16 protein-coding genes and 1 pseudogene are annotated in these 14,189 nt (G+C 64.6%); 5 read left to right on the top strand and 12 right to left on the bottom strand.

The features are described from left to right. The first annotated feature begins 242 nt into the window (after nucleotides 1–242). On the top strand, nucleotides 243–1,457 hold the full coding sequence (locus ABD327_RS27955; RefSeq protein WP_344454515.1) for a phospholipase D-like domain-containing protein: 1,215 nt from the start codon (nucleotides 243–245) through the stop codon (nucleotides 1,455–1,457). Between the two features lie 157 nt (nucleotides 1,458–1,614). Here ABD327_RS27955 and ABD327_RS27950 read toward each other — a convergent pair whose 3' ends face one another. Further along, nucleotides 1,615–2,424, bottom strand: a complete 810-nt coding sequence (locus ABD327_RS27950) for an SDR family oxidoreductase (protein WP_344454513.1) — start codon at nucleotides 2,422–2,424, stop codon at nucleotides 1,615–1,617. Further along, nucleotides 2,421–3,110: a hypothetical protein gene (locus tag ABD327_RS27945; RefSeq protein ID WP_344454511.1), complete on the bottom strand. Its 690-nt coding sequence runs from the start codon at nucleotides 3,108–3,110 to the stop codon at nucleotides 2,421–2,423. The genes ABD327_RS27950 and ABD327_RS27945 overlap by 4 nt, the downstream gene beginning before the upstream one ends. A 91-nt stretch (nucleotides 3,111–3,201) precedes the next feature. On the opposite strand from ABD327_RS27945, the gene ABD327_RS27940 reads away from it, so the two are divergent. After that, complete coding sequence (locus tag ABD327_RS27940; RefSeq protein ID WP_344454509.1) at nucleotides 3,202–3,906, top strand: TetR/AcrR family transcriptional regulator; 705 nt, start codon at nucleotides 3,202–3,204, stop codon at nucleotides 3,904–3,906. A gap of 129 nt (nucleotides 3,907–4,035) precedes the next feature. Here ABD327_RS27940 and ABD327_RS27935 read toward each other — a convergent pair whose 3' ends face one another. The 9 genes and pseudogenes from ABD327_RS27935 to ABD327_RS27895 form a co-directional block, all read right to left on the bottom strand. Then, complete coding sequence (locus tag ABD327_RS27935; protein WP_344454507.1) at nucleotides 4,036–5,184, bottom strand: MFS transporter; 1,149 nt, start codon at nucleotides 5,182–5,184, stop codon at nucleotides 4,036–4,038. Between the two features lie 8 nt (nucleotides 5,185–5,192). Beyond that, nucleotides 5,193–6,620, bottom strand: coding sequence for a hypothetical protein (locus ABD327_RS27930; RefSeq protein ID WP_344454505.1), 1,428 nt, complete (start codon nucleotides 6,618–6,620; stop codon nucleotides 5,193–5,195). Then, on the bottom strand, nucleotides 6,617–7,696 hold the full coding sequence (locus ABD327_RS27925) for a substrate-binding periplasmic protein (protein ID WP_344454503.1): 1,080 nt from the start codon (nucleotides 7,694–7,696) through the stop codon (nucleotides 6,617–6,619). The genes ABD327_RS27930 and ABD327_RS27925 overlap by 4 nt, the downstream gene beginning before the upstream one ends. 282 nt (nucleotides 7,697–7,978) lie before the next feature. Further along, nucleotides 7,979–8,165, bottom strand: a pseudogene (locus tag ABD327_RS27920) (transposase); the annotation flags it as partial. Nucleotides 8,166–8,272: 107 nt separating this feature from the next. Next, nucleotides 8,273–8,653 (bottom strand): hypothetical protein, encoded by a 381-nt coding sequence (locus ABD327_RS27915; RefSeq protein WP_344454501.1) that lies wholly within the window; start codon nucleotides 8,651–8,653, stop codon nucleotides 8,273–8,275. Between the two features lie 392 nt (nucleotides 8,654–9,045). Beyond that, on the bottom strand, nucleotides 9,046–9,441 hold the full coding sequence (locus tag ABD327_RS27910) for a helix-turn-helix domain-containing protein (RefSeq protein WP_344454499.1): 396 nt from the start codon (nucleotides 9,439–9,441) through the stop codon (nucleotides 9,046–9,048). 86 nt (nucleotides 9,442–9,527) lie between these two features. Then, nucleotides 9,528–9,791, bottom strand: coding sequence for a hypothetical protein (locus ABD327_RS27905; protein WP_344454496.1), 264 nt, complete (start codon nucleotides 9,789–9,791; stop codon nucleotides 9,528–9,530). 9 nt (nucleotides 9,792–9,800) lie between these two features. Next, nucleotides 9,801–10,184 (bottom strand): replication-relaxation family protein, encoded by a 384-nt coding sequence (locus tag ABD327_RS27900; protein WP_425547240.1) that lies wholly within the window; start codon nucleotides 10,182–10,184, stop codon nucleotides 9,801–9,803. A 235-nt stretch (nucleotides 10,185–10,419) separates the two neighbouring features. Then, the gene (locus tag ABD327_RS27895; RefSeq protein WP_344454493.1) at nucleotides 10,420–11,868 is read right to left on the bottom strand and encodes a hypothetical protein; all 1,449 of its coding nucleotides are present in this window, start codon (nucleotides 11,866–11,868) and stop codon (nucleotides 10,420–10,422) included. 92 nt (nucleotides 11,869–11,960) lie between these two features. On the opposite strand from ABD327_RS27895, the gene ABD327_RS27890 reads away from it, so the two are divergent. The 3 genes from ABD327_RS27890 to ABD327_RS37515 are packed head-to-tail and all read left to right on the top strand — an operon-like array spanning nucleotide 11,961 to nucleotide 13,812. Continuing rightward, entirely contained in the window at nucleotides 11,961–12,992 is a 1,032-nt protein-coding gene (locus ABD327_RS27890; RefSeq protein WP_344454491.1) for a DNA cytosine methyltransferase, read from the top strand. Then, entirely contained in the window at nucleotides 12,971–13,381 is a 411-nt protein-coding gene (locus ABD327_RS27885) for a hypothetical protein (protein ID WP_344454488.1), read from the top strand. Before ABD327_RS27890 ends, ABD327_RS27885 begins: the two co-directional genes overlap by 22 nt. Further along, a complete protein-coding gene (locus ABD327_RS37515) occupies nucleotides 13,378–13,812 on the top strand; it encodes a deazapurine DNA modification protein DpdA family protein (RefSeq protein WP_425547239.1) in 435 nt (144 codons plus the stop codon). Before ABD327_RS27885 ends, ABD327_RS37515 begins: the two co-directional genes overlap by 4 nt. Before the next feature lie 43 nt (nucleotides 13,813–13,855). Here ABD327_RS37515 and ABD327_RS27880 read toward each other — a convergent pair. Beyond that, the coding region (locus ABD327_RS27880) for a hypothetical protein (protein ID WP_344454485.1) at nucleotides 13,856–14,189 on the bottom strand (334 nt) is incomplete at its 5' end.

Genomic DNA, 14,189 nt, shown 5'->3' with positions numbered 1-14,189 from the left:
AAGGATGCCGCGGTGGTGCTGTGGGCGAAGGGGGAAGCCGACCTGCCCGGCATCTGAGCCGTCGGATGCGAGGCCGCCGGGACGTGGGGCGGCGGAGCCGTGCGTCCGCGGCGCGGGCCCGTTGATGAGGTCCTGGAAGGAGCACGTCGCCAGGCGGGTACAGTCGCCCATGCTGCATCGTTCCATGCCGGACCAGGACGTTCGCGGTTTTTCTTCCCCTGTCGTGCCGGTGAGGAGACGCCATGACCAGTACGCAGGACCGGCCCGAAACCACTGAGGGCGGACAGGACACTTCGCTTCTGCAGGAGCGGACGGTGCGGATACGGCGCCGTCTGGAACGGCTGATAGGCATCGCGGCGACCGAGGGCAACGCGTTGGTCCCCTTGCGGAACGGCGATGCGATCTTCGCCGGGATGCTGGGGGCGATCCGCGCCGCCGAGCACACGGTGGACATGATGACGTTCGTGTACTGGAAGGGCGACATCGCCCGGGAGTTCGCCCAGGCGCTGGCGGAGCGGGCGCGGGCCGGGGTGCGCGTGCGGCTGCTTCTGGACGGGTTCGGCAGCCGTCTGATCGAAACCGAGCAGCTTGAGGCGATGGAGCAGGCGGGCGTGGACGTGGCCTGGTTCCGCAGACCGCTCGGGCTCTCGCCGTTGAAGCAGAACCACCGCTGCCACCGCAAAGTCCTGGTCGTGGACGAGGAGGCGGCGTTCACCGGCGGGGTGGGGATCGCCGAGGAATGGTGCGGCGACGCCCGTAATCCGGGCGAGTGGCGCGACACACACGTCGAGGTGCGCGGACCGGCGGTGGACGGGATCGCGGCGGCGTTCGCCCAGAACTGGGCCGAGTGCAACGACAAACTGTTCGACGACCGCGACCGGTTCGTCGAACACCGCCCGCAGGGCGACGCGATCGTGCAGGTGGTGCGCGGTTCGGCCAGTTTCGGCTGGCAGGACATGCAGACCTTGATCAGGGTGATGATCGAGTCGGCCGAGGAACGATTCCGCCTGGCCACCGCCTACTTCTCGCCGGACGCCTACTTCATCGAACTCCTGTGCGCCGCCGCACGGCGCGGGGTCGAGGTGGAGATCGTGCTGCCCGGCCCGCACACCGACAAGCGGGTGTGCCAGTTGGCCGGACAGCACTTCTACGAGGACCTGCTGGCGTGCGGGGTGAAGATCTACCAGTACCAGCCGACGATGATGCACGCCAAGGTCATCACCGTCGACCGCATCGCCGCGCTGATCGGCTCGACCAACTTCAACCGCCGCTCCCTCGACCACGACGAGGAGGTGATGCTCGCCGTCCTGGATCAGGAGTTCACGGCGACGTTGGACGAGCACTTCGCGGCGGACGTCGCGGTGAGTGAACCGATCAAGCCGGGCCGCTGGAAGAGGCGCTCCCTCGCGCAGCGGGCACGGGAGCTCGCGGTGCAGCCCATCCGCCGCTTTTTGTGACGCGTCCCGGCCTCATCGGTCACGACGTCTCCCGCCCCGCGTCGGCGCCCGCAGGAGTCCGGGCTGCGGTGTCGTGATCGCGTGCGCCTGATGACAGGAGCCTTGGCCACGTCCTGGGGAGGCCGGGTCCGGTGGGCTGCGGAAGGGCGCCTTCAGGTCAGGGGTCGAGGCGGTCGAGGTAGGCCTTGCGCTGGTCGGGATCGTAGTCGCCGGGCGGACGGTGGCGGGTGGCAGCGCGTTTGAGGGCTTCGAGCACCGGTTCGGGCACTGCCTCCTCGATGGCGCCGAACGGGGCGAGCCATCGGGGGACGGTGACCTCGCGGCGGCCGTGGCGGGCGCTGGCGACGATCGCCGCGGCGATGTCCTCGGGCTGCCGCGTCGGCAGCAGGTCGAGGGAGACGCCGGACGTCAGCTCGGTGTGGGTGGCGGTGGGCATGATCGTGGTGAGTGTGACGCCGGTGCCCTGGAGTTCCGCGCGGACCGCTCGCGACAGGGCGGCCACGGCGAACTTGGTCGCCGAGTAGACCGCCATCCCCGGCGTGGTGACCTTGGCGGCCATGGAGGCCACGTTGACGATGTGGCCGCGGTCGCGTTCGATCATGCCGGGAAGGACCAGATGCATCCCGTTGATGACGCCGGTCAGGTTGATCGCGACTTCGCGGTGGAGGCCGGTGAGGCTCTGCTGGGCGAACGGGCCCATCCGCTGGACTCCGGCGTTGTTCACCAGCATGTCGATCGGGCCGTCGGCACGGGCGGCGTCCAGGAACCGGGCGAAGAGGTCGGCGTCGGTGACGTCCAGATGACGGCCGTTGACGCCGAGTTCGGCGGCGGTGGCGTTGGCGGCGTCGGCGTCGATGTCCCCGATCCACACGCGCGCGCCCCGGGCCGCCAGCGCCGCCGCCGTGGACCGGCCGATGCCGCGGGCCCCGCCGGTGACGCACACGACCGCGCCCCTGAGCCCGATCATGCCCGGAGTCCGGTGACCGGCTCGCGCAGCGCGAAGTGGGCGATGGTGCGGATCTCTCCGCTGCGCATGGTCAGCAGCGCGCGTCCCAGGTAGAGGCCCGGCAGGAGTTCGACGATCTCGTCGCGGGTCCGCTTGATCGGGAAGGTCCGGACGCTGGGATTGCGGTAGGCGGGCACGCCGTAGTCCAGGGCCCGGACGGGGATGTGCGGCTCGATCAGGCCGGTGTCCAGGCGATGGTCGAAGTCGAAACCCTCCATCCGGTCTGCGACCCGGCGGAGGCCGCTGTAGCCGGGGGCGATCACCCGCATCGCGTATCGGGCGAGCGGGATCAACCGGTTGAAGCCGGTTCCGGATGCGGCGTCGAACGTCTTGCCCAGCCAGGTCGGGTTGATCGCGAGCAACGGATTCGCCAGCGCCGCTTCCGGAATGCCGAAGAGCCGGCCCATGATCAGGCCCTCGTACCGGCCGTCCAGCTCACCCGGCGGCAGCCCTTGGGCGAACAGGGCCGAGATCGCGGCGCGGTCGTCTCTGCGGCTCAGTTCGCGCAGGTGGTCCCACCCGGCGACCCTGGCGCGGACCGGCGCCTGCCCCGACAGCGCCCGCAGTTCCTCCAGCAGGGGGTCGCCCGCGGTGGCGGCTTCGTCGAGCAGGCGGGCCCGGGCGGACGGGGAATGTTCGGTACTCATGGGAGCCCCTCTCTTCATCTGGTACAAAAAAGTACCAGATTTGGATCGAGGGCTGTCAATGCCGATCTCGGACGGATGCGAACATGGGCAGATGCCCGACGAGACGACCCGGCGCGCCTACGGTGGCCTGTCAGCCGACGAACGCAAGACCCACCGCCGCGACCGGCTCATCGACGTCGCCCTGTCGGCCATGGCCGCCAACGACTGGCGCTCGGCGACCGTCGCCGGCGTCTGCGCCGCGGCCGGACTCAACAAGCGTTATTTCTACGAGAGCTTCACCGACCTCGACCGGCTCGCCTCGGCCGTCATCGACCGGATCGCCGACGAGGTCGGCCGGGAGGCGCTCGCGGCGTTCGTCTCCTCGAGCGGCCGCCCCCTCGAGGAGCAGGCCCGGGCCGCCATCAGCGCCATCGTGCACGTGATGGCCGGCGATCCCCGCAAGGCACAGGTGCTCTTCGGCGCGGCCGCCGGCCCACCCGAGGTCCAGCAGCACCGCGCCCGGGTCCTCCAGAGCCTCACCCAGATCCTCGTCGACCACGCCCGCGTCATCCACGGCGTCGAACTCGCCGCCGACAGCCTCGCTCGAACCGCGCCGCCCTTCGTCGTCGGCGGCACCGCCGAGACCATCCTCGCCTGGACCAAGGGAACCCTGGACGTCCCCCTGGAATCCGTCATCGACGACCTGACCACCCTCTGGCTCATCACCGGCAACGGCGCGGCCCAGAACGCCCGGCAACGACTGCCCCAAGACAACCGCGACCACATCGAGCGAACAACGAATTCACCGACGCCCTGATCCCGCCAAAGCCCCATACACAGAGCTGGTGGGCTTTCCCTCATAACGTGGAGATATCGCCGACTTTGAGGGGGTAGGCGATGGCTCGGAACTACCGGAGGGCGGAGCTGCGGATGGTGAGGCCGTGGGTCAGTGCACGCGGCGCAGGATCGCTGTGGCGAGGCCCAGCAACACCACGCCCACACAGGCCCATACGCCGAATGCGAATGCGACGGAGTGGTCCGCGGTGAGCACTCCGAGAGCCGGTCGTGAAACCGCGATGCCGATTCCGCCCAGGCAGGTGACCAACCCGAACATCATCGCCCGCACGGGCTGAGGCGTCACCTCGTGTGTGACCACCTCCAGTACGGTGGTGCCCAGGGCATAACCGAATCCCAGCACAGGCAGGAACAGGAACGGACCGAGCCAGCTCGCCTGGGCGGTGGCCGCCAGAGTGGCCAGAATGAGAAGGAACACCGTGGCAAGCGTGGCCCGCCGGTGGTGTAGACGGATGTATCCGGCGGTGAGACCGCCCGCCATGGACGCCGCTGCGAAAGCGGCATACATCCAGCCGGTGACTCGTGCCGACAGGCCGAGGTCCAGCGCGAGTGGTTGGAAAAGAATGCGGGCGCTCCAGCCGAACACGAGCAGGATGACCCCCAGCCACGCTGCCCGGCGTACGCCCGCCCGAGTCCATGCGTCGCGCAGGTTCTCCAGGACGGATTTGAGAGCGGTGTGCTGCCGCGGGGCCCGGATCTCGGGGAGCGTGAGCGTGAGTATGGCCGCTGGGATCGCGAGGGCCGCGGTGACGGCGAACGGCAAACGGGGGTCCACCTCGTAGAGATATCCGGCCGCCAGCAGGGATATCAGCACCGCCACGCTGCCCACGGCACGGGACAGCCCGAACACTCGGGTCGGGTCGAGGTCCGGCTCGTTCTGCGCACAGAGATCGTACAGATACGCGCTGGCCACCCCGGATGTCAGAGCCCACTGCACCCCCCAGAGCGCCCAAGCACCGAACAGCAGCCCAGTGGAGTCGATCTGAGTGATCGCCACGAAGGCGAGGACCGTCCCGCCGGCCAGTGCCAGGTAGGAGCGGCGCCGCCCGGCCAGGTCCGCGAGCACGCCCACCGGAAACTCGCAGGCGACCGCGACCAGCCGGAAGACCGCGTCGGCGAGGACCGCGGTGGTCAGCGAGAATCCCAGGTCCAGCAGATAGATCAAGTAGACCGGAAACCAGAACTGCACCTCGAGCAGGAGCTGCGTGATAAGGAATGTGCGCACGATCCGGCTGCGCAACGCCCGCCTCATATGCTCCTGTCACGCCGGAAGAACAGGTAGAGCGCCACCAGCAGCAGCGACAGGCCGCCGGACGCGACCAGGATCGCATCCGCCGGCTGCGACGCGATCCATTCTACGATCGAGGAGCGGCCCAGGTCGTAGGCCGTCGTATCCGGGTTGGTGGCCATCGAGCGTCCGAAGTCCGTGACCGCCAGAGCGGTACCGATGATCGAGGTCACTGCGATGCCCAGCAGGATCAGATCGGTGAACAGCGCGGATCGGGCGGTACGCCGCGCGGCCAGTTCGCCCAGCCGCCGGTCGCAGATCTCCACCTTGAACCGCACCGGCTCCTCCAGCACGTTCACGTAGTCCCAGAACTCTAGGATCTCGTCCATCTCGACGCGTACCGCACGCTTGAGGTACTTGCTCAGATCCTTGCGCTCGAGAATGATCAGTTCGCCGCGTCGGCTCAGGTTCGTCAACTGGTCCTTGAGCCGCTGCAACTCCCACCGGCTGCCGGCAGCGGCCGAGTCCGCGAGGATCCTCGACAGCCGGCTGTCGATTTGGTCCAGCACGCCGTAGAAGACCTGCGCGTACCTCAGCGCCTCCCACTGGTCGCGGTACGGGTCTCCGGGCCGCATCCGACCGCCCGCCCCGCTCTGGTCGATGAAGACGTAGTTCAGCCAGCGCACCAGGTGGCCCAGTTCGCCATCGAGCAGGCGGTCGGCCGGCGACCGGTCCTCGTCGACCATCACCACGTCCTTGATCCAGTGCCGGACCATGAGGTCGGCACAGGGCTCGGCCGGGTCCACCACCAGGCTCCGCGTCACCCACAGCGGTTCGCCGAAGTCCGCCGTCACCGGATCGTTCGAGGGCGTGGCGGGAGCCAGGACCTTCGCGCCGCCGTCGGCCTCACGCAGCAGGCGCAGCACCGGATCCAGATACCGGTGGACGATCGCCCGTCCCACCCGTTCTCCCAATGACACGGCGCAGTCCTGTAGTTCGTCCATCCGCGCCGCGAGGCCGTCTGCGGATGCCGACAGCGCCGGTGGGACGTTGGTCAGCAGCTCCAGCAGCATCAGTCCGTGGTCATACAGCCGAAAGACGATCTCGACGACCTCGCCGCAAGGGCCGGCGTCCGCGAGCTCTCCGGGCAGGTCCTGGACACGTAGCGTGCCGGTGAGCACATGCATCGGCCGCTCGACCGCATTGTCGCCAATGGTCCGATAAAGGTTCAGTGAGCGGGTCGGCCGTGTGTGCTCCAGGGTGACGCACGGGCGATCCGCCGCCGGTTCGTCCGGGCGGGACTCAGGCACCAGACCGGCCAGCAGTGAGTCGACCGCCGGCTGCTGGTCGGCCCAGAACTGCGCATAACCGCGCGGATCGCGCAGCGACGCGCCGGGCACGGCGTAGTAGTCGACACAGACCGGGGCGAGGAGACGGAGCTGGGTCACTGACCGGGAACCTCCAGCAGCAGAGCGCGGGCATCCACGTACAGCGCTCGCCCGCTGGCCGGGCCGTTGATGATTTTCACCTCTACCAGGATCCGTTCGGGTGCCGGATCGGCCTTCTCGGTGAACTCCTTCGGCCAGGCCAGCACCTTGGCTCGGGTGCCGCGCGGCGCATAAAGCACGGTCCGTCCGGTCTCGTCCAAAAGCTCCGCGAGGCCCGCACCACCTACCGGCTCAAGTGCCACCTCCTGGGCGGCGTCCGGCTGCAACGCGGCGACGATCGCCTTGTACTCCTGGCCCTTCCGCATGGCGGTCAGGACCTCGTTGAATTTGCGCATCACGGCCGCCGCCTCGGGGGTCTTCGGCATCATGAAATGCAAGCCTTCCACCGAATGCACGAGCTTGCCGCCGTCCCGCAGGTGGTCGAAGTCGTTGGCATCGCGAGGAAAAGACGGATCAGCCACCGTGGCCTGGCCGGAGAGCAGCCCTTCGGCCAGCAGATCGATTTTACCGTCGGCCAGCGCCTGAAACCCTTCCTCGGCCGTGTTGAATTCGACTAGGCCGCGCACGGTCGATTCGAGCTCCGGCCAATAGTCGTAACCGGAGATGCCGCCCACACGCAGTCTGGAGAGCTCGGCAGCGGACGAGACCCGAGGCTCGCCCCGAGACCGATCGTAGAACAGGACGTACTCGAATTCGATCAGCGGGTCGGAGCTCAGGAACTGGTCGAGTCGGGACGTGCTCTTCACCAAGGGGTAGACGCCTTGCGCCGCGCCGGATATGACCTGCTCTCGGGCCAGCGTCCACGAGGCGTAGCTGACCTGCGGCGCGTAGCCGGCGCGTTTCAGGATTTCGGTGATCAGCTCCGTCATCGGCCCGCCTTTCGGCAGCTCAGGCCCCACATACGGTGCCCACGAACCACTGGACACCAGGATCGGCCGGACCGGTGAGACCGGAGAGGCGCGGAGGTCCGAGACGACGATCGCGGTGGAGACCAAGAAGACCGCAGACAGAGCGAGCGCCGGTCCCCAGTTGCGGAGAGGCTTGGTCAAAAGCGCCAACCAGCGTGTCGTGAACACGACCGATAACCTAACCGGTAAAGCGACCTAACCGGTAGAGCAGCCCGACTGAACCGCTTCCCATCAGTCAGAACTGGAAGACCACGCCACTCGAGGACGGCGCGATCCGCGTCGGCAGGGCCGACGCGCGGATCGATTCGAAGCCAAGCCAGGTCGGAGCGCAGGTGGCTGAAGCGGTCCACCGAGTGGATGGAATCGAAGCTCAACACGAAACCGGCGCAGATGACGATCGTCAGCCCATCCTGCTCCGAAGGCCCAGACTCGACATCAGCGGGTGACTCACTTGGCGCGACCCTTGCCGGTGGGATCCAGGCTCATCAAGGTCATGTACAGGCATTTCATCGCTGCCTGTTCGGCGGGGGAAGTGGCCGCGGGCGTTGACCGCCCGACACAGGCGGGCGTTGACGGACTCGATGGCGTTGGCGGAGCACACGACCTTGCGGATCTCCACGTCAGCTCCAACGGCTGGCTACCAGCCATCAGAATCCGGCACTACCCGGCCCCCGAACAGCGCCCAGGACGAGACAGCCGGCCACCGGCCAGCACCCGTGACTCATGCGTCGAGCGGGCTCTTAATCAGCGGGTCCGGGGTTCGAGTCCCTGGCGGCGCATCCAGGATGCCTTATTTGAACCAGGCCTCCCCGAAAGGGGGCAACGGTTCAGCAAGGCTCCAGCGATCACAGCGCTCCTGTCTGCAGGGGCGCTGTTTCGCTGTTGGGGGCCAGGCGGGCACCGCGGAGCCTGATCACCCAGGTGAACATGCTGCTGCGGCTGGGGGATGTCCGCCGAGGCGCCGCTGACCGCGATCAGGTCACTGAAAGGCTCCATGAGCTCGTCGCCAGCAATTCTTTCCTCATCGATGTACAGCTTGGTGAAGATCGTCTGGGTGAGCAGGCGGCGCTCAGCACCGTCCAGGCGCTCGTACAGTTCCTGCGGTCTGCGGAGCAGGTCCAGCATTCGTGCGCCAGTGACAGACGCCGCTGTGCGACATCGTCACTGCCACGCACGATGATGTGCCAACGGCCGCGGATAAACTCACTCATCGCCGAGACTGTGAGGTCGGCCGTCACGGTTACCTCTACGCCTAACGCACGAGCCAAGGTGCGCAAGTCGGCACCCGGCTGTATTGGTTCTGCCAGCGCGAGTAGCAACGCCGCTTGCCGTTCAGCTATGGCTTGGCCATCAGCAAGGGTGACTGGCCGGTTCGGAACCAACTGCCTCAGTTCACGCATGGCGTATGTTGGTTTTCTCATACCTCCTCCTTTCATAGGGATTGGTCCGTCTTTGTTTGGTTAGGATAAACGGCTCGTGCGACGGCCCACGCCAGTTGCAGCGCACGGGATGGATTGCTAATCATCGGTTCGGAGCTCCTCAATCTTCGAGGCGTAGTATTCGGATAGGGTGGTCTTGAACTGCTTCGCCAATTTTGCAGCGGCTACGGCATCGAGGCTGTAATTCTTGGCTAGGTAATCGGTCAGCGAAGGCAGGTGGCTTGGTACCCGGTGCTCAGTCAGGTTCATGAGGTGGTTGTAGTCCAAGCCCAGCTCACGCGAGATGAGCAGCAGCACATCGGGGTTGGGGCGCTTGTACTCGTCCAGCTCAATGCGCCGCAGGTAGCTCGGGTCTTTGCCGATTACCTTGGCCAACTGCCGCAGCGAGATGTTGAAGCCCAACCGTGCGCGACGGATCGTCTGACCTAAGCTCGGTTTTTCTGTATGCTCCTTGGAACTATTCTCTTCTTCCATATGCCTCCTTTCAGCTTCAGTGTTGATCATTTGGAGCGAACTGTCCACTGTTCTATTTACAACGCTAATCACGCTGGCTGTGGCTGTCATGCGCTACCATCCGCACACAATGCCGTGAGAAACGGCACGGCCCGATCAAACCGCACCACCGTGAAGAGAGCCGGCGGCAGGTTGCCCAGCTCGCCCAGGAGACCGACTACCGCCGCCTGTCGGCGGGCATCCGGCACGGTGATGACCACCCGTGGCATGACGCCGTCCGGCCCCGTCTGGCCTCGGTTCGTGAAGTCGAGGTAGGCCAGCAGCTTCCGCCGTACGGCCGGCAGGGACTCGGTCGCGCGGTCGACTTCCACGAAGACGCACTAGCCGAAGCTCCGGCCGACGAGGACGACGTAGGCATCCGGCTTGAGCCAACCGCTGAGCCCGTTCTCGACCCATGCCGCAGATTCCGCGTCGAAGCGCTCCACCGCAAACGCGCCGTGCAGCCGCGCAACCTCGACCAGCCGGACGTACAGCTCAGACACATCGAGGGAATGTGCGAGGAAGAGTTGCCCTGGCGTCCACGGCCGCCGAATCCGTGAGGGAGCCGAGTCAGACACGCCGTGCCAGCGCTGCATGAGCAGTTGCCCGGCGGTGTCGAGCGCGTAGGTAAGGCCCTGACTGCCGGCACGGACGCCCCCGACCCGACGGGCGAGCGTGACAAGCACCCGACCCGACACCAGGCGAGCCAGCACCCGACGCCGCACGACGCTCCGACTCGGCTGGGCCAGCGATCATAAAGGTTGCTGTGCCGGTTGCGGTGACAGAAGATGATCAACTCTGCTTCCCAGGCATAGCACCCCTCCTGGTCGGGAAATACCGTAGCTTGGACGAAGTCCACGGTGACGTCTTCCATCGTGCACCGGTGGCAGCCTCAGACATCTTGGATATCTGGCAGCCGGGCGATCCTGGCTACGAGCTGTTCGCTCGCTTGCCTAGGAACTAAAGATTACCTCCAAGCGCAGAATAGAGAACGGCTTCAGTTGCCGCTCTAAATCTGGAGGTGAGAGCGACTGCACCATTTCGAAAAGATCCATCATGGCCGAGGTTGCAAATCGCTCCCTTAATTCGTTGATCGCGAGCACTTTGGGCCGAGCCAGACGGTTGCTCCCAACTACCTCGATGCGCAACTGCATTGCGGATCGCCACCCAGAGTTCGCTCTCTTCCCAAACGGTACCCGCCTTGTTAACTGCGAAGCTCGACAAGGCGATGCTTCTCCTGCTGGCAACGTGCTTGATAAGCATGAATACTTTTCCGCGCGCCTGTTGGGTTGTATATGGTCTCCCGCTATTCAGAAATGCAGGGTTTCCTAGATCATCTATGACGGGCGCATTTGCAGGAAGGGTCTCTTGGGCGATACCCTCCAGGAGATTGAAGCATCGAAAGAACCTATAATCCCAGCGTTCGTCTGCCAGGGCGTCAGAGTACAGCGAGAGCCAAAGGCGAATCCGGGCATCAGAGGATGCCTTTTCCCAGTGCTGGAACAGACTGGTGGGATCTTCTCCCGAAATGAATCCACTCGCGAGGTTGCCGGTATAACCGATCCCTTCGATCCAAGATCCGACTACTTGCATTCTCTTTTTTGTTGCAACTATTCCTGCGAGTGCTTTCGGTTTGGCGCCCCTACGCAAGGCGATCAAATCCAGTAGCGGTAGTACATTGCGGCGCACTTCCCTGATGGCCGCTTCGGGTGTATCGGCTAGAACATTCGGGACGTGGAGGAGTGCAGTGGGTCGTCTTTGGCTCATCAGCCTTAGGTTTGCGTCGATATCCAGCCCTCCTGCTAGGCCAATCTGGCTGGCACATGCATTTAGGGTCTCGATCACGTCGATGCCGATTGCACTTCCTGAGAGAGGTAGAATTTGGATCCCTGGCACTCTTTGCTCACGAGAAGACAGGAAGTTTTCCACGAGAAGTAGCACGACAAATGAGTTCGTCCGGGAATCTTCGTCGGGAACGGTCAGCGGTCGATTGTAGATTCGATCGCGAGCCTCGACCTTGCGTATCCGCTCCGCTTCGGCAGGTTCCTTCGTTTTCCAGACCACCTCACCGGGGACCTCCAAGAAGAGGACGTCCTGTGGAAGAACAGCCGGTCTCCCGTCGAGACCAAGTATCTGTGTGACCTGAAGTAGGCGAGGACTCTCTCCTGTGGGAACTTCGAGCTCCCCGACCCAGCAGTTGTCGGCCGTCCAGTGAACACCAAGGTCGGCGCACCACTGGATGGCGAGGGTGTCATGGATGGCAAGGGCTACTCGCATCTCCAGTTGTGTGCCGCTCGGATCGGAGTCTGCCTGTGGAGGTTTCGGAGAGAAGACTGTGATGGCTAGACGATCGTTCGAGATCTCCAAGGAGATGGCATCAACCTGTGTCGTGGAGGGGGTTGCGTTCACAGACCCATTATCGGGATGAGTGACGCTGCGCGCTGGAACTTCCCTGAACGAATGCAAGCGTCAGAAAGAAAGTAATCAGGAGAACTTCATGGATGAACAAGATCAATAAATTGCGAGCCAACATGTTAAGTATCGGCTCCCTCTGCACCGGCTACGGCGGTCTCGACATGGCCGTCCAGATGGTGTTCGGCGGCCACCTGGTCTGGTGCGCCGACAACGACCCGCACGTCAGCCGGTTACTGGCTGAGCGCCTGCCCGGCATTCCCAGCCTCGGCGACCTGTCCGGGTTGGACTGGGCGCGTGTCCCTCCCGTGGATGTCTTGTGTGCAGGGTTTCCCTGCCAGGACATCAGCTTCGCCGGCCGCGGGGCCGGGATAAAGGAGGGAACACGTAGTGGACTGTGGATCGCAATCGCTCGAGGCATTCGCCTACTGGAACCCAAGATCGTCATCGTGGAGAACGTGGCCGCGCTTGGGTATGACGCGGATTGGGTCAGCCTCTGCGCGGCCCACGTGGGGGCACCGCATCGTCGCGAGCGGGTCTTCATCTTGGCCTACAACGCTGCCGGTATCGAAGTTCTCCGGGCTGTTGCCGACGCCGACTACAGGCGACAGCACAAGCGGACAGCCAGTCCAGAAGCGTCGCCAAGCTGGGCATCAGGTGGGCCTGAACGACGTCATGGTGACGTTCTTTCCCCTGCCCCAGCGAGGTCCGAAAACGTTGTTGCCGACGCCGCTGGCACGCGACGGTGTGGGTGCGTGGCGGGGGTGCCCGAGGACCGGGCGCGCTTACCTGAACGACCTGGCGGTGAGGCTATTTCCGCCTCCTGGGGTGTGTACGAAGCCAGCATCCGCCGATGGGAAGTCGTCACAGGGCGGGCGGTGCCGTGGCCGACGGAGGTCGGAACCAGGGGGCAAACCCGGTTAGCCGCGCGCTTCAGCGAGTGGCTCATGGGCCTGCCCGCGGGCTACGTCACAGACGTTGGGATCTCCCGAAGCGCACAGCTCAAGCTGCTCGGGAACGGGGTGGTGCCGCAGCAGGCCGAGGCCGCGTTGCGGTGGCTGGCCCAGCAAGCACAACTAACGAATGTGAGGAGGCACGAGTGGAAGAAGGACGCAAGTTAGAGGGTGGTAATGAGGGCGTTCAGCAACGTGACGGCGGTGAGTGGCGCCGTGCGTATGCCGAGACCATGGCAGCCGGCGCGCGGGAGTACGCAGACGTTATCGAGCGCCTGGGCGAGTTAGGCCTTCCGGCGTCCTTCACGCAGACCGGCGGCATGTGCGCGGCCATCGAGGTGACGTTAGAGGCTGGCGCGTACCTGCTCATCACGGACGCCGAGGACACCCTGTCATGGTCGCGAGCCGAGCATGAGGGGTGGGCGGTTGGGCTGTACCTCGACGACCGGATGAGTGACGGCGGGGTCGAGCGGTTCGCCGCAACCGAGGAAAGCGACATCGATGCCCTGACCAACCTCGTTATCGAAGTACTGCGCGGGCGGAACGACTTGGCGTGAGCGAGGTGGCTTTCTACCTCGGTACACACCAACCGGCATGGCTGACTCGCGTACGTGTGCCGCTCTTCGTCTCGCATCGGCGACTTGACCGGTACAAGCGGCTGCCGCGGGCACGCTGCCGCTGGGCGTTGGATTCCGGGGCGTTCACGGAACTGGGTCGACACGGCCAGTGGACGGAGAGCCCGGACACCTACGTCAGCGCGGTGTGCCGCTACCGGGACGAGGTCGGCCGACTGGCCTGGGCTGCACCACAGGACTGGCTGTGTGAACCCTTCGTGCGGGCTCGCACCGGCTTGTCAGTCCGCGAGCACTTGGAGCGGTCAGTAGAGAACTGTCTCTTGTGCTACCACTCACCCAGTATTACAAGATCGATCAAACCACCTCGTCTGCGCGCGTATCTGCCGAAAGTCGGGTATTGGCTTAGTCTGTGAACCACCTGCTGAGGTAGGGTAACGCCATCTCTGAGCCCAACTCCTATTGGTCTACCTTAAAACTGGATATGGCCTGACGTGATATCTCACCCCAGTTTTCTCTATTTGATTTCTGATAAGACCAGATAATAATGAACATTATACTCTGCATAAGAATGCCATGCTCATAATAGAAATTTCCATCACTATAGCGCCCTGAGCATGTGTAAGTGTCAGGTTCTTCACTTACCTCCTCAAGGGTGCCGCCTCCTGAAGTGAACTGGTGTTTGCATTGATTAATCATTTCCGCGGAGGTAGGTTTATCTGATGAAGTTTTATCCACAAGGACCTGGACCGTAGCCGTTTTATCCGAGCTTGCCCAAGTGAGCTGATCGTCG

It is taken from the genome of Actinocorallia aurantiaca, assembly GCF_039533685.1.
Classification (GTDB): domain Bacteria; phylum Actinomycetota; class Actinomycetes; order Streptosporangiales; family Streptosporangiaceae; genus Actinocorallia; species Actinocorallia aurantiaca.
Note: the sequence above shows the minus strand (reverse complement) of the source record. Positions and strands in the feature narration are given on the sequence as shown.